An 18,614-nucleotide genomic window follows, 5' to 3' on the forward strand; every position below is an offset into this window, starting at 1 on the left:
GTTTAAAAGCATAACCCTTCGACATGAACGAACTATGCGGTACATGTACACCATAGTTGGTACCTCAAACGCCTCGATCTGCACAAACTATGGCTCATTTTCGACACGAACTATGGTCTCCGACCCAATAGCGCCTTGCGCGTGCTGCCACGCCCCTCTGCAGCTTGAAGGACGCAGGCCCTTCAACTGGACACCCGGAACTGAATAGCCTCGGAGATGAGTAATTGCTACCCAGTGCCTGGGACCGGCTTAGGAGTTGGCCGTCTTTTGGGAAGCTGCCCCAAAGACCGGCCGCCGAGGAGCAAGGTTCGGGGAGCACGCTCGAGCGGGAGACCACTGTTCGCTGTGGCTATACTCGCGCCAGCATGGGGCGCTCGAGGGCGTAACGATGGGACGGGCAAAGCACGAATGGATGGAGGATCAGGAGAGAGGCTGGAGCTCTATCCAGCGGAGCACCTGCGAGGAATGTTTGAATCAGGAGGATGTCTGGCGACTGTCGAGAGCCAACATTGGCGAAGGCGAGTGCGACTACTGCGGCAGGTGCAACATCCTTGTTCTTCCTGTCGAACACGTCCAAGAACACCTCTATGAAGTGCTGGGAAGGTACTACGCCGAACCTGCAAACGCGGGCACTCCCTGGATGGAAGGAGCATGGATCGTACCCACCTTCGACACGGACGAGGTTCTGGAAAAGCTTGGCTTCTATCCGACCGACGAGCTGCGGGAGGATATTGTCGGGGCTGATGTAACTGGATACTGGGTTGAAGCTGCGCGCGGGCATTGGGCGGATGTCCAGGACGAGGAGCTCATGCTCCACTCTTGGAAGAGCTTCTCTTATGCGGTGAAGCATCAGACTCGATTCAACTTCCGAAACGTTTGTACCGATAGGGACTCGCAGGAGATACCCGTCGCCGACATGCTGGACGTCGTCGGTGGGGAAGTAGGCTCGCTGATCAGGACGCTCGATATTGGAACGGAACTCTACAGGGCAAGGTACCTTCCGGCCGACGGATCCGTGGCGGTATCAGCCTCGACTATGGGGCCGCCTCCGAAAGAGGCTGCCTCAGCCGGCCGCATGAACCCTGCCGGCATCCCGTACTTCTATGCAGCGTTCGATGTGAAAACCGCCCTTGCGGAGATCGGCGAGGTTCCCGAGGGCAAATTGCCTGCAACCGCGGTCTTCCGTACCGAGAGATTGCTTAACGTTGTGGACCTCGTGAAGCTTCCTAGAGCGCCGTCTGTCTTTGCAACTGACCTAAGGGCTGAGCGTGTCAGGGCGCTGTTCTTAACCGGCTTCGTGACGGCAATCACACAGCCTGTCCATAAGGATGGCAGAGAACATATCGACTACGTCCCCTCGCAGATCGTTTGTGAGTACGTGGCTCAGTCTTTTTCCCGAGGCGATGGCGTATCCATCGACGGTCTAATCTTCCCGAGTGCCGCCCACCAAGGCGGCGTCAATCTGGTACTTTTCCCGTCAGGGAGCCCCTTCGACCACAATCGGTTCAAGGCTATTTCTTTTGGTAGTGCCGTCTCGATGTGAATGCACTGCTCCTCCCACCGTCTGCGTCGGATCTACGTGCCCCACTTGGCCATGGCCCTCTTCTTGCGGGCTTCGACCTTCGGTCAACCTCACCATCAACCGGCTTCTTCATCTCGCCAAAATTGCCGCTGGCGGCACCGCACCGGACCGGATTACGCCATCCTCGTGAGTCAAGCCACTGCGCTCAAGTGGTTGAATCTGGACAGAGCCTGACCGGCCAGTTATTGCCGGCTACTGGTAGTGTCGATGATTGACGTTGGAGCCACAGGCATAGCAGCGCCGATAGGCACCTCCCATCCGGGCACGGCCAGCCCGTTCGGGGCCGAGCGGTCCACCGCAATGAGAGCAGTCATGGCCCGCACCACGCTCCCACTGGTGCAGCCGGTAGGTAGCCATCCCCATCAACCCCAGGCTTGCGGCCACTAGCCCCACCGGCACCAAGCTGGCCATGGATTCCAGGCCCGCCAGCAGGGGTCGCTGGGGCCATGCCGACAGCATCGCTGCACATAGCGCCGCCAGCACAAGCAGCGACGCAGCTGGACCATACGCTCGCACCACCACCCAGCTTCCTCGTTCCATGATCCCCTCCCATCTCGTGGTTGCCTAAGCGATTGTCAGTATCCGGCGTCGCACAGCTTGAGATTGCGTCGGCGCCGGGACTGTCCGCGCACGCTGACAGTCCGCCGAAGGACGATGCAAGGCGCAGCGTACTCCCTCGATGTCACGCCCACCAAAGGCCGTACCCCCAACTCGTGGCGGTGGCGAGGCGCTGGCTGCGCCTGTAAGGAACCGCCCTACAGTCCCTGAAAGCTCTAATCGCTAGGATCAGAGAATCACTTTGGAACAGGGAAGTGCGACAGCATGGGTACACCGTATGAGAACCAGATCCTGGGCGCGTTCGTCTTCGCGCTGGGCGTTGAATGCGGGAAGGCCGGAATTTTCATGCCAGCCAATCTATTCCAGCAAACTCCGTTGGACGGGACGTTCGGTGACCTCGTGGTCGGGGCGGACTGGTGCCTGGCCCTGGAATTCAAGCGCGAGGAGGGGACCATCGACTCGGAGAAGGAGAAATGGAGCAAGGAAGCGCTGCAGGCCTTTGATAGTGACACGCTGCTGAAGGTCGCCTCCCGCAGGGCCCACATGTTGTGTTTCAGCCGGTCAACGTCCGATGGAATCGATCTGTTCGCTGTGGCCTATGCATCCGCGTTGGGCTTGGGTAAGTCCAAGGTTGAGATGGAGTGCCATCGCCTGATCCTGGGCCTCGTGGGTCTGGTCGGCGACAAATCTCCAGAAGCCAAGAAGAAGATTGGCCTGCCGCCCGGTGATCTTGAGGCGTACCTGCGCAAGCTGGCCTCGTATCGCAAGCAAGGCGGAGGTGGAAGGGATGCGACCTGGCTTGCCGTGGCCAAAAGCGACGATAGCTTCAAGATCCGGACGAGCTCTTCGCTGGAGCAACTTCTGGAACCTCTTCAAGAACGTGCCCAATCCCCTGCTCATCGTGAGGATCGCAGTGTCTGGCGTGGGCCGACACTCGGAAGTCGAGAAGATGACGAGCACGACCGGTGATACATAGAGGGATCAGATTGAACCCGCTTCACCCAGATGCACTCAATGAGTGCATCTCGAAGCGAGGCCCGCCGGCAGGAGGTTCGGGTTTGCAAGCGACTGTCCTCTCGGACTGGGATGTCGGTCGTATGACAACTGATCCAGCCGATAGCAGCAGAGTTGTTACAGAAAAATAATTCTCCCCTAAATATTGAGGCCAGCACATCGGCTTTGAATTCGAACAGGAGAAACCTATGAAATCAAATAGCAACCTTGAGACCGCAGCAGCGGCAGCAACATCCATCAAACAATTGAGTGCAACATGCTTCAGGCAGGACACCGTCCTGGTAGCATGCAAGGACGCCTCAGAGCACCAAACGCTTCTCGCGCTTGCCCAGCAAGCCTTGAAGGACGGGCACATCCTCAAGATTACGGACTATCAGCAGTCCGGATGCCTGGACATCCGCATCGAGTTCCGTCGACCTCCCATCCTGACGAAGGAGGTGTCGCCACAGAGCCAATGATGGTGGGTACTCAGGCGCTGGATACACCAGCGCCTGGCGACCTGTGATTACTACAACCTGGCTCAAGACGGATTGGCCTCCAAGCACGCTGCTTGCGGTGGATGGTTGCCGATGCCTGTCCTGACCCAAAACGTTTAGGGATCAGGAGCTACTTATCACAGAACTGCGCCCTCAGTACTTGACGCAATAATTTGAGGCCGACTCCCGTTGCCCAGGCATGATCCGTCCCCGCAGACGTTCGTCACCCCCCCCGCCGGAGCAACCAACGGCGTACCACTGCTGCGGCTTACGGCTTCCAGCCTAAAATTTTTGGGCGGTGGCGTACCGCTGCGGACATCACACACTCCGTGTCAATTGCATTGGGCACCGGTGCGGGGTTACGGGCTTGCCAGCTGAAGAGCATGGAGAGAAGCCGGCATTTGTCTAAATGAAATGGCGCTCGGTCTTTGGGTCGGGTGATTTGACTCTTTCTCAAAACCCTAAGAGTATCTGGGCTACTCCATGGAGGGAGTTTCCTTCAGGAGTGATATTGCTGGCGATGTCCACCAATGGCTCGCCAGGACATATTAACTGCCAAGGAGGGGGCCATGGCGGCTCGATTCGACACGCATCCGCAATATGTTCCGATCATCAAGTGGCAGAAATTCGAGCAGCGCGCATTGTCCGAGCTGGTTGCTCCAGTGGTGGGGCGAACCCTGCCGTGCATCGAGGTTCGCTTGCCTGGGCAGCACGCATCCATGCTCGAATCCTATGCTGATGTATGGAAGCAGCCAGCGCTGATTGATTACTCCAATCCGGATGGCGACCTCAATGCCAGCCGCATCAAGGAACTCAACGAGTTCTTAAAGGTGGTAGGCGGCTCAGGCAAGCTGGTCACGCCGGTCCTCAACCCCGTCACCGCGGCAAAGGACTTCCCGGCCATTGGGCCATCCCTAGGGAACAGGAAGATTGCCCTTCGTCTGCGCCTGGCTGAGCCAGGCGATGCGCCAGACGCAATCCCAATTGTTAAGGCCGCCCTTGAAGTCCCCGGACTACGACAACGGGTGGAGCGACTCATCGTCGACTTGGGCCAGACACCGGCGATCTCTGCTGCAAACCGACCGGTGCTGGCGGCTTCCCTGCAGGCGCTGAAGGGCCAGGGCTTCAAGCACGTGCACCTTGCGTCGGGCTCCTTCCCTGCATCGCTGGCTCACATCAATGGTGCTGGCGAAGTAAAGCGCAAGGACTGGGAGCTATGGACGCAGATCAATGCGTTGGCACCGGACACGCTCATTGGCTTCGCCGACTATGGACCGCTCAACCCCAACTGGTCCGAAGAGACGCTCAAGCGGCGAGGCAATCGGGTCATCATTCGCTACGCCCTGGATGACAAGTGGCGCATCATACGCGGCCAGAACGCCACCAAGGCCGAGTCGATCGCCATCTCCAAGGTCATGACCACGGTGTATGCCAATGAATTCCTCGGAGCCCCGTTCTCATTCGGCGATCGTCTGATTGCAGATCGGGTCGATCCAACCGTTCCGCTGAAGAACAAAGCCGGCGGCCATCTGCACATCTCTGAGTTCTGGACACATCACATCAGCTATGTGCTGAAAAAACAGTATTAGTGGAGCGCCACTGCGCTGTTCGCCCGCACGAGCAGCGCAGTGCGAATGTGTGCCTTGATCTCCTCCAGACTCAGCGTCTCGGTGATGTGCTGCTGGATCAGGTACAGGCTCTTGCTCTTCCAGCCTTTCAATTGCCCTTCCAAGCGCAGTACCTCCAATGCCTCCTCCTTGTTCAGGATGGAAGCGAGGGATGCGGCCTTGTGCCGGACATTCAAGCCCGCCTCGCGCAAGCACTGGAACGTACCCGTCTCAGCGTCGACCACCATTGCACCCCACCAGGGCGGCAACAGGTCCATCGCCTTGGCCACGTGGCAGGGGGCCATGACCAAGGTGACCCGATCGAAGACCCAGCCGTAACGAGAGCCTTGATTGATCAGCCGGGCCAGGCTATCGGCCTCGCTCTTGATCTCAAAGCAATGCATATCCTCAACCAGCACCAGATCGGCCCGCACCTCCCCACCGTGCAGCCGCAGCTCTTCCAGCAGCGAGATCGCTTGGACAGCAGATTGCCTCGCCAGATGGCCGGCCAAAGCCTGTTTGATCTGTAGCTCTCTCATGGGAACCAGGGCGGAGGGGTGTACAGCGGGAGGATATCATAGTTATGCTTATATGCACTTCACATTATCTATTTGCATGAAACGTCTGAAGCAGCCGCACAGCCTGGCTCTGGAGTTGCGTGGAAGGTTTGAGGCAGACGGGCTCACCACCAGCTCTGCGATTGCCCGCGCTGCGAGCATTGGCCAGCCTCAGGTCTACCGGAATTTGTTCGGTGGGCCCAAGCGCGTCACTCGGACATTGAAGCATCTATGCAAATACGCAGGCATTGATGCATACGAGGGCACCAGTGATCCCGGGGAGTCCAAGGTGTTGATGGATGCTCTGTCGGCTGTATGGGATGGAACCGACGGGCACGCTCAACGCCTGGCGAAGCTTCTTTTTGCCCACCAGCGGGCCCACATGTAAGAATTGGCCTAGGCCCAATGGAGGCCAAGGATGAACAAGAACACGCCAACGGTGACGGTCAAGAGCGCATATCACGCGCTCGGCGAGGCCGGCTACCCTAAAAGTTTTGTATCTCGCCTTTTACCGGACTGGTGGGACAACGCACTTTTCAAGACAAGCAGCGGGGCTATCGAGTTTGCCTCGATACTCAAGCAACGGCTTGGCTTGGATGTCCGATTTGGTGACAGCGGTGAGCTTGAAGTGCTCGCCTCAAACCGCCCTGCCCGTTACAAAAAGAGAGCTGYCACGCTGGTGAGCGAGCTGCAGGTCTGCTCGAGCCTGGGCATGGCCCTGGGCAAGCTTGCGCTGTTTTGCACTGATGGCACCRCCGACCCGCTCCCGGCAGACCCCAAGGAGCTGTCCAAGAGGGTGCGTGCCTCGACCGGGGCTGCGGCAATAGGATTCGGGTCGTTGCTGGATTTCTGCTGGCAGCAGGGTATCCCCGTGCTGTTCTTGAAGGAGCTCCCCCGCGGCAGCAAGCGCATTACCGGTATGGCCATGCGGATTGAAGACAGGCCGGTGATCGTCCTGGGCTTCCAGTCTGGCCAGAATGCAAAGCAGCTGTTCGTGCTAGCCCACGAGCTGGCCCATATCTGCCTTGGCCACGTCGCCGGTACCGGCGTGCTGATCGATGAGGGAATGGACGCCATCACGGAGGCTATCGAGCGTGAGGCGGATCAGCATGGCGACGCAGAAGAGCGCCAGGCCGATCAGTTTGCACTGGCCATGCTACGCAACGGGCGACTTAGCCTTCCCCTCGATAACCACGGCACGATGTCGGCTGCCCAGCTGGTAAACATGGCCATGAGTCTCGGCGACAGCCTCAGTGTCGACCCAGGACACATCATCTTGAGCTACGCACGCGATCATGATGACTGGCTGTTGGCTAATCAGGCCCTTGGCTACTTCCCAGACCAGGCCAGCGCAAAGGAACTGCTCAAGGATCGCTTCCTGGCCAACTGCGATGTTGACAGGCTCACGGACGACAATCGCGCCTACCTGCTCAGCATGCAAGGATTCTGATGAGCGCCAAGTACTACCTCTTGGACAGTGACGCCGCCAAGGCACTTTGTCAGTACGGCCTCATTCAGGACATGGCCACCGCCCTGCGGGTTGAGCTTGGGGACTTTTCGATCCTGGCCCAGCTGCGGTTCCAGCTGCACGCAGCCAATCCCGCCAAGGCGCTTGCCAAACTGGGGAGCGCGCTGGCGGTTGAGCAGCTCAACCTACTCGTAGCGCAGGCGAGCGAGGTCGTGGTTCTGGTTGAATCGGCCAACTACGCCCTGCTGGATGGCACACCGGACATAGATGGCGGAGAGCTGGCCCTGTTTGCCGCGCTCTGTGAGGACAGTAGAGCCGGCCTGATCACCGGCGACAAGCGATCGCTGGTTGCGCTGTGCAAGGTCGGCGGGACGGTGGAACGAAGTTTCAGCTGGGCTCAGATCCTCTGCCTGGAGGACGCCATCGCAATCATCATCGACCACTTCGGCTTGGCCTATGTATCGGCCAAGGTAAGAGCCCGTCCGGACGTCAACAGCGCCCTGTCCAGCATCTTCGGAAGGTCCGTGGCGGCTGACGAACAAGCCATCTCTGATGGGCTATTAAGCTACCTCAATGACCTGCATCACAAGACCGCAGGAAAGTATCAATCTCCTTACGTGGCCGGGCTTTCCCGGTAGCGACCCGTCTTCCTGCATTCTGCGAAGGCGCTTAGGGATGTAGTGACTTTCCCTACATCAGCAGAAGTGCATTGTCGCTTTTTATAGTTTCTGTACGTCATGTCCTATGGCCGCGTCAGCCGATGCGCTGCTACGATTCGCGTAGGGCTGGACTGCCGAGGGCAACATCTCGGCCTGGAACAGCGTTGTTTTCGGCAAAGTGTGCACAGGGGGTGCCATGGCTTTGGTGAACTGCCGCGAATGCGGCAAGCAAATCAGTGATCAGGCTTCGGCTTGTCCGAATTGTGGATTCCCGATGTCCGCGGGAGTCGACCCGACTCCTGGCATCCCAACTCCACCACCGCTGGGCCCGTCTTCAGATCTGAACCGAGCAGCGCCGGTTGCGACCTCCATTCCGGCACCGCGCCCAGCACCGAAGAAGTCGGGCTGTGGAACATTCGTTGTGCTTGGACTCATCGGCCTTCTCGTCCTGTTGGTCTTGGGCTACGGCATGGGGCCCGAGAAGAAAGCAGCCACTCCATCGGCAAGCCGCGGCACTGCCAGCCAGAGCGGGGCAGCCGCCGGTCACGCATCGGACCAGAGTGCTGCGAAGGCAACAACGGTCGAGATGTCTGCGCCCGAACTTCTGGCTGCCGCAAAGGACCAGGCCCGGCCAACTTCCGAACGCTTGGCGAACCTCACGCTGATCCTCAAGAATCATCCCGGCTCGGCCCAAGCCAAGGAGGCTGATGCAATGCGGCCGAAGCTGGAGGCTCAACTCCACGCCGAGCTTAACCCGGTAGGCCTGCAGTGGTCCTATTCCACCCAGCAGGATGACATGTCGGGAAAACCTGTCCGCACGGCACGGGTAACCAGCACCAACAGCTTCAACTTTGACTTCCCCTACTCAGGCCGCCAGAAGGCAGAGCTCACGATGAGGCGTCACCCTCGATGGGGCAACGATGTAATGGTCAGCATCGAGAAGGGGCAGATCCTGTGCCATAGCTTCAGCTCCTGCCCCGTGCGCATCCGATTCGACGATGAGTCCGCCAAAACCTTCACCGGAACTGAGCCATCCGACAACAGCAGCGAGATGGTCTTCATCCCGGGATACAAGACCCTCACGAGTAAGCTGGGTAAAGCCAAGCGCCTCCGAGTGGAGTTCAATGTGTATCAGCAAGGCTCGGTCATGGCCGAATTTGACGTCAGCGGATTTGACGCAAAACGCATGACTCAGTAGCAGACTCTAATGGGAAACGAGGGTGGTGGGTACATCGCAGTACGTAGCCTAGCCGCAATCCCTATGAGATGTTGTTCGTCGTACTCAAGTGAAGGAGCGCTGCCATGTCAGATTTGGGAAAGAGGATCGCTGACGCTATTGCAAACGTTAAGATCAAGGCTCGCGGCCATGCTCTCGAGAGAGACGTTAACAGGCTTATTCTTAAGTGGAAGACGCTGTCGAATGGGCTTTCCGGCGAGCAAGGTCTCAAAGATCTGTTAGCCGAAATTGAGGCCATCCTGAAGTTGCTGGAGGCGGATCCGGCCACGCCGGGGGTCCTCGACGACTTAAATGACCTGCTGTCCAAGACCGACAGCAGCGCCGGACCTCGGGGCACTGTATCTGGCACATCGGTTAAGTGAGCTTCGGAGCTGGAACGATCTATTGCGGGGCGTAGGGCATGTTCTGCGTCCTGCACTTTGCGTTAGCCATGGTTTGGCAACATCATGTTGCCGCCGTGCGTTGACGATGCTAGTTAGCCGGAGCAAAAATTGAGAGCCGCCCCCTTTTTGGCGGGCGTCAGCTTGTTTGGTGAGACACTGGCTGGCGGCACACCTATTCCACGAGGCCCGCCACTCTAAAGGTACTGCCATCGGTGCCGCTATTGATGCGTTGCTACGTATCGATTGGCACACGATGGACTTCAAGGACTACCCCGGCGATTCGCGGCTGTATTTCATCCGATGGATTGATCGCTACACCAAGCCCCATAAGGGCTCTACGTCGACGTCGGTGTGCTGCTATCTGGCACCCCTACCCGATGACATCAAAGATCCGGCCAAGGCAACGCCGGATCAGATCGCCAAGCTGTTCGGCTATTCGGAGCAGATGCCCTTCGTAGCTAGGGTCCTGGTCGGTGCCCTGCCTTCGATCCGCATTGGTTACGTCTACCGTGACGGCAAGCGCGTAGGCGTGCTTCCCAGCCGGGAACTCTCCCTGGGCGATGCCTTGTCGAACGCGGAAGGCTCTGGCAAGTACGGGCGCAACATCCAGCTCGACACAGTCATCGGCAAGCACGGGGACTTCCCCATCAAGGCGGTTCCGACCAGCCAGCTTCACCTCGAGCACAGCGTCCGCTTCCGCAGCGGGGTGTTGATGGCAGAAGACTCCGCCAGTGGGATCGAGTTTTTGATTCCGCGGAGCGTGATATTCCGGACCTTCTATGCCCGCTCTACCTATCTGGCGTCCGTGTTCACCGCCGGGATTTGGGATGAAACTGCCGGCAGGGTGATCTTCCTGGACAAGGAGTTCGCTGGAAACTGGACGCGCGAAATGCAGGACCCTCGTTGCTTTCATCTAGTGATGCAACGAGGGATGCGTAAGGCGGATGCCGTATCTGTTGCACTGCTGCACTTCTACCCGTACGGCAAGGCCACGGCCAATGCGCTCTATACACCGATGCTCAAAGCGCAGAACGACGCCGCGTTCGGTGGTGATTTCTCGTGGTACTCCAATGCGCAGATACCCATGGATCCAGACCTTGGCCCCTACAGCGGCAAGGTAATGGGGTACTACCTGACCCCACATAGGGGCGGTCGACCTCGCAAGACGTTCCTTGTCACCTCATTCCTCGGGTTTTCGCTACCACGTGACTTTCCAGAGATGGGCGACATCCTAGTCAACGATGGCGGCCGGGACGGTGATCTCGAGCATTCGGACGGACCTCGCCCCTATAGTGGCGCGCCGGACCGCGGCCCAAAGCGGCCGAATGGCATGCAGGACAACGATGGCCACAATGGCTCAACCAACCACCAGGCGTTCGACGAGCCCAGCGATACGTTCGAGTGGGTCAATGCCCCTCCGCGCTTTGACTTGGTGAAGGACCACAGTGCGGTGTACACCGAGCCAAGGGCCCCGGGACCTAATACCAGTACCGAGGACGGCTCGTTCGGCGACCGCGATGGTGCCAAGGACTCCAAGAGCGCGCTCGACGCCCGACTGAAGAGCCGCGCGTCCGAGAGCAACTTTGTGGCGCTTCTCGAGGTACTGGAGGCGATCAAGGCTGAAGGTGCCATTGCTGACTTCAGCCTGGTCTACCCTCAGGATTCGACCCAACGCGTGCCGATTGGGTCATGCGTCTGCTGGAACTTCCTGGATGAACTGGAACGGGCAGTCAACTACGACCAGCGGGTTCGTAAGGGATGGGCGTTCCTCCATCAGGAAGGCAGGCGGTCCGGAGGACTGGAGCGAGGCGCGCTGGTCGTGGGTGTGACGCTGTCAGATGGAAGAACGGGCTTCTGGATCGAGATCCAGACCCGGCAGGGCGCAATGACCCCACTGGTGATTGACGATGGATCTGACCCGGATGCTCAAATCTCCAGAGCGCTGAATGTCATCTTCAGCGCCAGGGGGAGCAACCTCGAGGACCATTTCCGCACCGCATCCATGAAGGCGTACTGCTTCACCCATCGCTATGTTTCACAGGATGAGGATGAGGATGAGGGCCAGGACGACGGCAAGAAGAGAGAGCACAAGAAGAAATGGGACAAAGACTGGTTGATAGCCTTTTTCAAGTCCGTGTCCGGTAGCAGGCAAGTTGCCGGCAGCGCTGTGAAGTGATCTGTAGGGCCGGCGTGCCCCGTACCAGTGAAGGAGAAGCCCCGCTGGCCAAGTACCCCACCGCGCTTACGCCAACTTGCCTCGTCGTTGGAGCCACGTGGCGACCAGGCCCGCCATGGCGTTCGGGATTTCTACCGGACCATTGCGGGTCTGCAGATGACGTTCCCCGGACCTGCCCAGCACCTCCTTGGCCAACTCGCGCCTATTGAAGCCAAATGCCAGCGCCACAACGTCCTCGAGGTCCTGAGTGGACGCCTCAGCTGCGTCCCCGATCGCGCCCAGCAGCTTCTTGAGACGGGCAGCGTCCGTCCGTAGCGCGGGGGGCGGGATCACCTTTGGTGGCAAGGTGACAGGCCAGCCGAGCTGCTTTTGAGCGAAGCTGACCCAGGGGCCGAGGTTGGTCCGAGCGCCCGGCTTGGACGCAAGGAACTCAACCAGTTCCTGCTGCGAAAATGGGCCACTGATCTGGAACTGCCGGCAGAAGGCCTCGGCGACGCCCATGTACTGGGCCACCGTGCGCGCAGGCTTATCCGCCAGCCAGGCACGGTAGGAGGCCAAATAGGTGTACCAAGGTGTGCCGGCAGCTGCAGCCAACTTGTCCTCAATGATTGCGTGACTCTGCCCTTCGGCGCGGGCCTTGCCATCAATGATGAAGCCGAACTGCTGCTGCAGAAAGGTCGCCGCATTCAAGTTAGAGCGCAGCTCCTTGGAGCTGAATACCTTGACCATCGCATCGGCAGTCAGCGGCTGACGAAGATCCTTGACCCGGTCCAGTATCAGGAAGAAGTCCACCGCCTTGGTAACGTTCGCCGGCAGCCGCGGTGTGCGAACGCCCCGGTTGGCACTCCACTCGGCGAAATTCTTGTATAGGCGGGCCAGCCAAGGTTGCTCGAAAAGCGGCAAGCGCAGCTCCACCTCACGATCCAGGCGCGACAGGATCAGACAATCGTCGCAATGGGACTGGCCACTACCAGCAACCGTGAGCCCGCAGCCTGGGCACGCATGGGAAGCCGCAGTCGGACCTGAGCAAGCCTTGCAATGGTTAAGCCCATCGACGGTTGTCTCGATCTTCCTGTACTTGCGGCACAGGCAACAGGTGGCGTGGGTATCTGCAGTACGGCACCTGGGGCAGGCGCGCACCCCTTCTTCCAGATGAGACGCACGCGCTAGGTCAGAGCTCGGCTCTCCACACAGATCACAGGGTTCGGGTGCCCGGAAGTATCGGACGCATCTGGCACACACCACCATGCTCAGCGTTCCGGGACCCGCCTCCTCTCCCATACCGGGAACTTCGACCTCGAAGATGCGCGCGGCACGAGGCGTAGGCCGCTTGCACCGACCACACGGGCGCTTCTGCCGGAGACATTTACCGCAAGGCGGTATCGACGACTCAGACACRTGATAACGCGTCGGTCCACTGCATTCAGGGCATATGCCTTTGGCGAACTGGTCGTTGTAGCACTTCTGGCAATACTCGGACTTGTTGTGAACGCGGTGCGCGTTCACGATCGGGGTATAACACCCATCACAGGTACGGCGGCCGTAATTGTCAGTGCTCATTGAGAGGAGTAATCATCTTCAGCAGCGTACTTGCGCGTAGCGAGCGCCATCCAGGTTTCCGCCATTGTTCTGCCTCAGCCGCAATACGCACTGCTCGCCGACCCGCGTTGGCCTGGCCATTGATGCGTCCGGCCGGCAACTGGCCAATCTCTTGTGCGAGCCATTCCGGACACTGCTGTCTGAAACTTCGCTGGGTCACATGATACTGCCGGGAACCAGCATGAAGCGACAGTGGCCAAGCCCGGCACAGCGTATCCAGCAGCCGAAGATCGGCATCTCGCAGGCCCACTCGGCGCATTTCCAGTCTCTCCCGACACTGCCGTCCGCCGTTGATGTCCGGCAGGCGAGCGCTACCGAAGCCAGAAAGCAGTGCGTCCATCGCAAGGAGAAAGTCCCGACCGGTGCATCGGGTTACCCGCCAGTTTTGGGTGAAGCCAGGCTGCACGCATGCCCTGTACAACTTCCCCTGCATGGAGGAGGGGACCGCGACCACGCAGTCCCCAGAGACCAGAGACCGGTTACACCGTGAACACAGGCGCAGGTCGTACTGCTGACGATGCGGCTCCACGGTACCGCCGCATGAAGGGCAGGCATCGTGCAGCAATACCTGATGCTGCGGACACACTGTCCAGAAGGCCAAGCGCCACTCGCGGCGAAAGAACGGGCGCTCATCGAGACAGACGGGGCAGAAACACAATCCGTGGCGCCGCCTGGACCGATGGTAGACACCGATTGAGGTCACCCAGTGATGGGTTCCCTGCCAACCAGGCCCGTCCGGCTCTGGATGGCTCAGTCCCGCTAGCGTCATGCCCCGAATGCGGGATGTGGGCACGCCGATCGCTGCAGCCAATACATTCAACGTATCCACTCGGGCATTGGTGTCTACATCCCGGGTCCAGATGGAGTGCCCAGGGCAGACTAGCGAGGTCAGGCTTTGTGCACTCATTCCACGACCGATGGCCGCGCGGGAAAGATACGAGCTCAGTAGCTCATTCCCAGCCAGCGGCGGCCATCCGATGTGCATGGTCAGGTCGAGGCGACAACGCCCTCGTAGTTCTGGCGCAGGCGTTCTTGGGTATCCAGGATGGTCGCTGGAGTGATGCATTCCTGACCCGACCGGATCGCGGTAACCGCAGCTTCCTTGATCAGAGAGACGGTGCCCCCAATGGCCACGCCGCCGGCATTGAAGATCACCTGGGCCAAATCTTTGCCAGCCAGGTTCGATGCTGTCCGCAGAGGCAGGAGCCTTTCGTACGTCTTCAAGAAAGACAGATAAGGCAGATCCAGGCTCCATCGGGTCAGGGCCAATGGCTTGAAGCGCGATCGCATCTGCGGATCGAAAGAAAGCGCGTTGATGGCAGACTCGGTTCCCGCAGCGACGATGCTCAGGTTCAGATCGTTGCTGAGCTTGCGCAGGCCAGCCAGGACGTCCGCAGCCTCCTTCCTAGCATTCACGATGTTGTTGAACTCGTCGATCAACAGCACCCGCGCCTTGATGTATCTCAAGGCTCCAACCACCTGAGCGTACTTGGCATGGGCAGGGTCACCACGACGATGCGTGATGGCGCAGGACTGCAGGATCTCCGACCATATCTGGGAAAGGTCCGGGGTTGCCGGCATGCCGATGGCGACCACCGGTGAATTGGGGCTACCGTCCTCGCGGATGGTGATCGGATGTCGCTGCCGGAACTGACGCAGGATGGCTGTCTTTCCGTTATCACCCCGGCCCACGATCAACCGGCAGGGAGGCCGCTGAGTGGTTGGGTAGGCAATGATCTGATCAAGCTCATCAATCACAACCTTTGCGACCGGATACGCKATCCACCGATCGCTGCGGGCAAACTCGATGCGCTCGGACTCCGAGTCCTCCATTCGCTCCGCGACCTGGGGCAGGAGGTGGGGGTAGGCACTCATCAGTTCAGCTCTCCTACTTCAAACTCTTCCAGCTCCTGGTCAAAGATGCTGAGAGCCGGCTCAGCGGCGCGCTCGTTCGCCGGGGGCTGGGCTGCCGCGGGCACCTGGGCAGGCACGGGCTTTGCCTTGGGCCGCGACGCTGCCTGGCGACGGGCAGCCTTAGTCGACTCGGTCGAGGCGTTGATCCGGTCACGGTTGCGCTGGATGCTGCTGAAGATGCGGTGCTCGTCCACTTCGTCCTTGTTCTCCGCGCGAAGTGCCTTGGTCACCTCTCTCAGCTCAGACGCTGATACAGGAGGATGGGACAGGTCTCGATAGGGGATTGGGGTGTACCGATCCGCCTTGGGATCCAGGAAATAAATCTGGCTGACGTCGCGCGGGTCCCGCGCAAAGATGAATTTTTGCTTCGTATTGGGATCATCGGGCATGGTTGCGCCGATGTACGGGTCCAGGACCGGGTCATAGTAGAAGACGTTCTCAAGGCGAACGCCCGACCGCTGGATCGTGATCTCGAAGTACGGCAGGAAATCCATCCGAATCCGCTCGGGATCACCGACAATCGGCATTGCCCCAATGCCCGGCCGCTCGGACGTGCCAACGATGCCCTGCTGCCAGATACGCGTCGGCGAGGCCTCCTGAAGCTGGCTGTGGCTGCGCTGGTGATAGTTGTTGACGATGAATTCCACCAGATAGGCCTCGACCTCCTTCATCGTGCACACAGCTTCCTTCTCGGAGTCATAACCCTTGCGCTGCTGGGTGTTGGAGAACGTGGTACCGGGCACCTTCTTGAGCTCGGTCGCCACCACGCCCATATACCGTTCGATGTGTGCCCCATAGTGAGGCTTCTTGACCGGCCGCCACTGCATGTCGATGTGGTTGGCCTGGCAGCCGCGGGTAACCGCCTTGCACTTGAACTCTTTGGCGTTGTCGGCGTGCAGCGTGCCAATCTGACCCCATACCGGCCAGTTGCCTTCCACTCCAAGAGCCGCCAGGTAATCGCTCTTCGGCGTCATGGCGTGGGAAATGCACATGGCCACGGATGTCGCCGACGGCTTGTCCAGGGTGACGTAGAGTCCCACGATCATCCGGCTGTAAACGTCGATCGCCAACGTCAGCCACGGGCGACCGATCGGCTTGCGGTGGACCTCATCAAGGACGATGACGTCGAGCGGGGTGTGATCGATCTGGACGACTGACAATGGGAAGTCAGCACCCGGGAACGAGCCACGAATGGGCTCGTACACGTCTCGGGCCTTGTCCTTGAAGCCGCGCCGGCGCAGCGTCATCGCCGGCGACAGTTCTCTCAGACGTCGACGGATGGTGCTGGGAGCTGGGGGGGTGATCTTGGCGCGCTTGCAGCGCAGGAGCACTTCGTCCACGACTTCTTTGGGCGAGTGTCTCTGCTTTTTGAGATACATGTCCTCGACGACGGAGCTGATCACCAGTTCCTGATCAGCGGCCAGATGCTTCTGGCCCTTGGCGGCTCCGCGCTTGCGCGGGACAAGGGCGGCAACATGGCCGGCGTCATGATAGGCCGCGAGCCACTTGTAGTAGGTGGCCACGTGGACGCCGGCCGCCTTGGCCAGCTTTTCGACTTCAGTACGACTTCTGATGGGGTGATCGATCATCGGCCGCAGCGCTTCAAATCGCTTCTGCGCGACCGACCACTCTTCCTTGGAATACTGGTGAATCGGGAAGCCGCCGGCATCGCTGGCGTCCTCGGCAGAGACGATCGTGGACAGCGTCTCGATCCTGAGCCTAGCGCTGGCCCCCGTCTCCATGTCCTCAGCCAACACGCTGTCGATGGACAGCATGTGGGTCACCCGATACTTGCGCGGGCCAACAAAGACCTGGGCACCAGGCTCTACCTTGAAGAAGTTGGACAGTGACACGTGTCAGCCTCTCAAGCGGATGGGGGTGGCCATGGTGAGCGGCTTGCTCAGGTCAGCCTCGATTTCACCGCTGGCCACCAGCTGCCACAGGGCAGGAATGGCCTGGGCCTGCTCGTCGACCGGCCAGTAGGCGGCGGCCAGCAGTGCCTGAGGGGTCGTTGGGCCCAGCACCGTCGCGGTGTACTTCAGCTGCGCCTGCTTAACCAACAGCGGAGTCATGGATCTGTATCGACGCAGGAAGGTGGCGTTGGCCAACAGAGGGGTCCGGATGTGCCGCTCGGTCACGATTCGGAACTGCCAGCCCTGGGCCCGACAATGCTGTACCGCCGCCTTGAACCGCGGCCGCAGCAGCTGCCAGTCCGAGCGCAGGGTCTCCAGCGGCTTGACCTCGTAGACCACAGTCTTGGCCTGCCCGGCCTGCGAGTACTCGGCCAGGACGTCCGGCGTGTACCGGGTGCGCCGCCCTTCAGATTCGTAGTAGATCGTGAAGGGCTGTTCTCGCAACGCGATGACGTTGGGATCGAAATCGAGCAGCCTCAGCCAGTCCCGCTCCAGCGAGGATTCAAAGCCGGCCATCTCACCGCCGCCCAAAGTGACCTTCCCGGTCAGGGCGCGGCGGCTATTTTTCAGCGCCCGGACGGGCGAAGCGGAACTCAGTCGCGTCATATATCGCCATTTGCCACGCAGTCGCGTTATTTATGAACTTCTGTCGCACCATTCAGGCGCTAGAATCGCCCAAGACTCAGGACCTGTAAAGGCCTAAGTCGCGGTTTTCCTGACAATTGACAGCGGCACCTATCCGCGCCCCGGGGAAATATCGCTGGCCCACAACGGCGTGCTGTTCCTGGACGAATTGCCCGAATGGAGCCGGCACACGCTGGAGGTGCTGCGCGAGCCGCTTGAGAGTGGGCAGGTCGTCGTCGCAAGGGCGTCGCGCACCGAGATCTTCCCTGCACGCTTCCAGTTGGTTGCGGCCATGAATCCGTGTCCCTGCGGTTGGGCCGGCGACCGGAGCGGACGTTGCCGCTGTGCGGCCGAGAGCATCCAGCGCTATCGCGGCCGCGTGTCCGGCCCGTTGCTGGACCGCATCGACCTGCACGTGGAGGTGCCGCGCCTGGAACCGCAGGAGCTGCGCGATGAGCAACCGCACGGCGAGGACAGCGAGGCCGTGCGTGCGCGCGTGGTTGCGGCGCGCAGGGTGCAGTTGGCCCGCAGTGGGAAACCGAATGCGCAGCTGCTTCCCGCCGAGCTTGCGCAGCACTGCCGGCTATCCAAAAGCGACAGGGCGCTGCTGGAAGAGGCGGTCGAGCGCCTGCAGCTTTCGGCCCGGTCGTTGCACCGCATCCTGCGCGTGGCACGCACCGTGGCCGATCTGGACGGACAGGCCGACATCGCCACATCGCATGTGGCCGAGGCCATCGGCTATCGGCAGCTGGACCGGGGAACCGGGCTCCATTGTTGATCCAACCGCAAAGGAAATTTGTGGATTGGCCCCTTATTCCGAAAGAGTCCACGGAACAGACTGTGCGCC

General features: G+C 60.0%; 16 protein-coding genes and 2 pseudogenes. 11 read left to right on the top strand and 7 right to left on the bottom strand.

Annotation, left to right across the window (positions count from 1 at the left end; translation table 11 throughout):
* The first annotated feature begins 412 nt into the window (after nt 1–412).
* From AC1DR7_RS00925 to AC1DR7_RS00940, 4 genes are all read left to right on the top strand, one after another.
* The gene (locus AC1DR7_RS00925) at nt 413–1,543 is read left to right on the top strand and encodes a HEPN-associated N-terminal domain-containing protein (protein ID WP_478054823.1); all 1,131 of its coding nucleotides are present in this window, start codon (nt 413–415) and stop codon (nt 1,541–1,543) included.
* Between the two features lie 861 nt (nt 1,544–2,404).
* Nucleotides 2,405–3,109, top strand: coding sequence for a hypothetical protein (locus AC1DR7_RS00930; protein ID WP_478053097.1), 705 nt, complete (start codon nt 2,405–2,407; stop codon nt 3,107–3,109).
* Between the two features lie 233 nt (nt 3,110–3,342).
* Nucleotides 3,343–3,612 (top strand): hypothetical protein, encoded by a 270-nt coding sequence (locus AC1DR7_RS00935; protein WP_478052335.1) that lies wholly within the window; start codon nt 3,343–3,345, stop codon nt 3,610–3,612.
* Nucleotides 3,613–4,199: 587 nt separating this feature from the next.
* Nucleotides 4,200–5,219 carry a beta family protein gene (locus AC1DR7_RS00940; RefSeq protein WP_478053122.1) on the top strand — a complete coding sequence of 340 codons (1,020 nt, stop codon included), beginning with the start codon at nt 4,200–4,202 and terminating at the stop codon, nt 5,217–5,219.
* On the opposite strand, the gene AC1DR7_RS00945 is transcribed toward AC1DR7_RS00940, so the two are convergent.
* Nucleotides 5,216–5,776 (bottom strand): sce7726 family protein, encoded by a 561-nt coding sequence (locus tag AC1DR7_RS00945; protein ID WP_457322150.1) that lies wholly within the window; start codon nt 5,774–5,776, stop codon nt 5,216–5,218. The two genes, AC1DR7_RS00940 and AC1DR7_RS00945, sit on opposite strands and share 4 nt — an antisense overlap.
* 76 nt (nt 5,777–5,852) lie before the next feature.
* Here AC1DR7_RS00945 and AC1DR7_RS00950 point away from each other — a divergent pair, with 76 nt between their 5' ends.
* The 6 genes from AC1DR7_RS00950 to AC1DR7_RS00975 all read left to right on the top strand — a co-directional run bounded on the left by AC1DR7_RS00950 (nt 5,853) and on the right by AC1DR7_RS00975 (nt 11,717).
* The gene (locus AC1DR7_RS00950; RefSeq protein WP_457322148.1) at nt 5,853–6,182 is read left to right on the top strand and encodes a hypothetical protein; all 330 of its coding nucleotides are present in this window, start codon (nt 5,853–5,855) and stop codon (nt 6,180–6,182) included.
* Nucleotides 6,183–6,212: 30 nt separating this feature from the next.
* A complete protein-coding gene (locus AC1DR7_RS00955) occupies nt 6,213–7,244 on the top strand; it encodes an ImmA/IrrE family metallo-endopeptidase (RefSeq protein ID WP_478076362.1) in 1,032 nt (343 codons plus the stop codon).
* Nucleotides 7,244–7,900: a hypothetical protein gene (locus AC1DR7_RS00960; RefSeq protein ID WP_478051909.1), complete on the top strand. Its 657-nt coding sequence runs from the start codon at nt 7,244–7,246 to the stop codon at nt 7,898–7,900. The genes AC1DR7_RS00955 and AC1DR7_RS00960 overlap by 1 nt, the downstream gene beginning before the upstream one ends.
* A gap of 442 nt (nt 7,901–8,342) precedes the next feature.
* Entirely contained in the window at nt 8,343–9,119 is a 777-nt protein-coding gene (locus AC1DR7_RS00965; RefSeq protein ID WP_478051910.1) for a hypothetical protein, read from the top strand.
* A gap of 104 nt (nt 9,120–9,223) precedes the next feature.
* Nucleotides 9,224–9,520, top strand: coding sequence for a hypothetical protein (locus AC1DR7_RS00970; protein ID WP_457321276.1), 297 nt, complete (start codon nt 9,224–9,226; stop codon nt 9,518–9,520).
* 274 nt (nt 9,521–9,794) lie between these two features.
* A complete protein-coding gene (locus AC1DR7_RS00975) occupies nt 9,795–11,717 on the top strand; it encodes a hypothetical protein (RefSeq protein ID WP_457321278.1) in 1,923 nt (640 codons plus the stop codon).
* A 66-nt stretch (nt 11,718–11,783) separates the two neighbouring features.
* Here the strand turns inward: AC1DR7_RS00975 and AC1DR7_RS00980 are convergent, their stop codons facing one another.
* The 6 genes and pseudogenes from AC1DR7_RS00980 to AC1DR7_RS01005 all read right to left on the bottom strand — a co-directional run bounded on the left by AC1DR7_RS00980 (nt 11,784) and on the right by AC1DR7_RS01005 (nt 17,659).
* Nucleotides 11,784–12,632: a hypothetical protein gene (locus AC1DR7_RS00980; RefSeq protein WP_478076363.1), complete on the bottom strand. Its 849-nt coding sequence runs from the start codon at nt 12,630–12,632 to the stop codon at nt 11,784–11,786.
* Between the two features lie 634 nt (nt 12,633–13,266).
* Nucleotides 13,267–13,656, bottom strand: a complete 390-nt coding sequence (locus AC1DR7_RS00985) for a hypothetical protein (RefSeq protein ID WP_457321702.1) — start codon at nt 13,654–13,656, stop codon at nt 13,267–13,269.
* Nucleotides 13,657–13,887: 231 nt separating this feature from the next.
* A pseudogene (locus AC1DR7_RS00990) lies at nt 13,888–14,382 on the bottom strand (TniQ family protein); the annotation flags it as partial.
* Nucleotides 14,304–15,191, bottom strand: a complete 888-nt coding sequence (locus AC1DR7_RS00995) for a TniB family NTP-binding protein (RefSeq protein WP_478051077.1) — start codon at nt 15,189–15,191, stop codon at nt 14,304–14,306. The gene AC1DR7_RS00995 and the pseudogene AC1DR7_RS00990, both read right to left, overlap by 79 nt.
* On the bottom strand, nt 15,191–17,083 hold the full coding sequence (locus tag AC1DR7_RS01000) for a transposase (RefSeq protein WP_478051076.1): 1,893 nt from the start codon (nt 17,081–17,083) through the stop codon (nt 15,191–15,193). The genes AC1DR7_RS00995 and AC1DR7_RS01000 overlap by 1 nt, the downstream gene beginning before the upstream one ends.
* A gap of 3 nt (nt 17,084–17,086) precedes the next feature.
* The gene (locus tag AC1DR7_RS01005) at nt 17,087–17,659 is read right to left on the bottom strand and encodes a TnsA endonuclease N-terminal domain-containing protein (RefSeq protein ID WP_457318515.1); all 573 of its coding nucleotides are present in this window, start codon (nt 17,657–17,659) and stop codon (nt 17,087–17,089) included.
* A 214-nt stretch (nt 17,660–17,873) separates the two neighbouring features.
* Here AC1DR7_RS01005 and AC1DR7_RS01010 point away from each other — a divergent pair.
* Nucleotides 17,874–18,545, top strand: a pseudogene (locus AC1DR7_RS01010) (ATP-binding protein); the annotation flags it as partial.
* Between the last annotated feature and the right edge of the window lie 69 nt (nt 18,546–18,614).

It is taken from the genome of Stenotrophomonas sp. P5_A9 (assembly GCF_056400525.1).

Coding starts and splice junctions, on each gene's coding strand:
- AC1DR7_RS00925 (WP_478054823.1), top strand. CDS start 413: ATGGAGGATCAGGAGAGAGGCTGGAGCTCTATCCAGCGGAGCACCTGC.
- AC1DR7_RS00930 (WP_478053097.1), top strand. CDS start 2,405: ATGGGTACACCGTATGAGAACCAGATCCTGGGCGCGTTCGTCTTCGCG.
- AC1DR7_RS00935 (WP_478052335.1), top strand. CDS start 3,343: ATGAAATCAAATAGCAACCTTGAGACCGCAGCAGCGGCAGCAACATCC.
- AC1DR7_RS00940 (WP_478053122.1), top strand. CDS start 4,200: ATGGCGGCTCGATTCGACACGCATCCGCAATATGTTCCGATCATCAAG.
- AC1DR7_RS00945 (WP_457322150.1), bottom strand. CDS start 5,776: ATGAGAGAGCTACAGATCAAACAGGCTTTGGCCGGCCATCTGGCGAGG.
- AC1DR7_RS00950 (WP_457322148.1), top strand. CDS start 5,853: ATGAAACGTCTGAAGCAGCCGCACAGCCTGGCTCTGGAGTTGCGTGGA.
- AC1DR7_RS00960 (WP_478051909.1), top strand. CDS start 7,244: ATGAGCGCCAAGTACTACCTCTTGGACAGTGACGCCGCCAAGGCACTT.
- AC1DR7_RS00970 (WP_457321276.1), top strand. CDS start 9,224: ATGTCAGATTTGGGAAAGAGGATCGCTGACGCTATTGCAAACGTTAAG.
- AC1DR7_RS00975 (WP_457321278.1), top strand. CDS start 9,795: ATGGACTTCAAGGACTACCCCGGCGATTCGCGGCTGTATTTCATCCGA.
- AC1DR7_RS00985 (WP_457321702.1), bottom strand. CDS start 13,656: ATGGACGCACTGCTTTCTGGCTTCGGTAGCGCTCGCCTGCCGGACATC.
- AC1DR7_RS01005 (WP_457318515.1), bottom strand. CDS start 17,659: ATGGCCGGCTTTGAATCCTCGCTGGAGCGGGACTGGCTGAGGCTGCTC.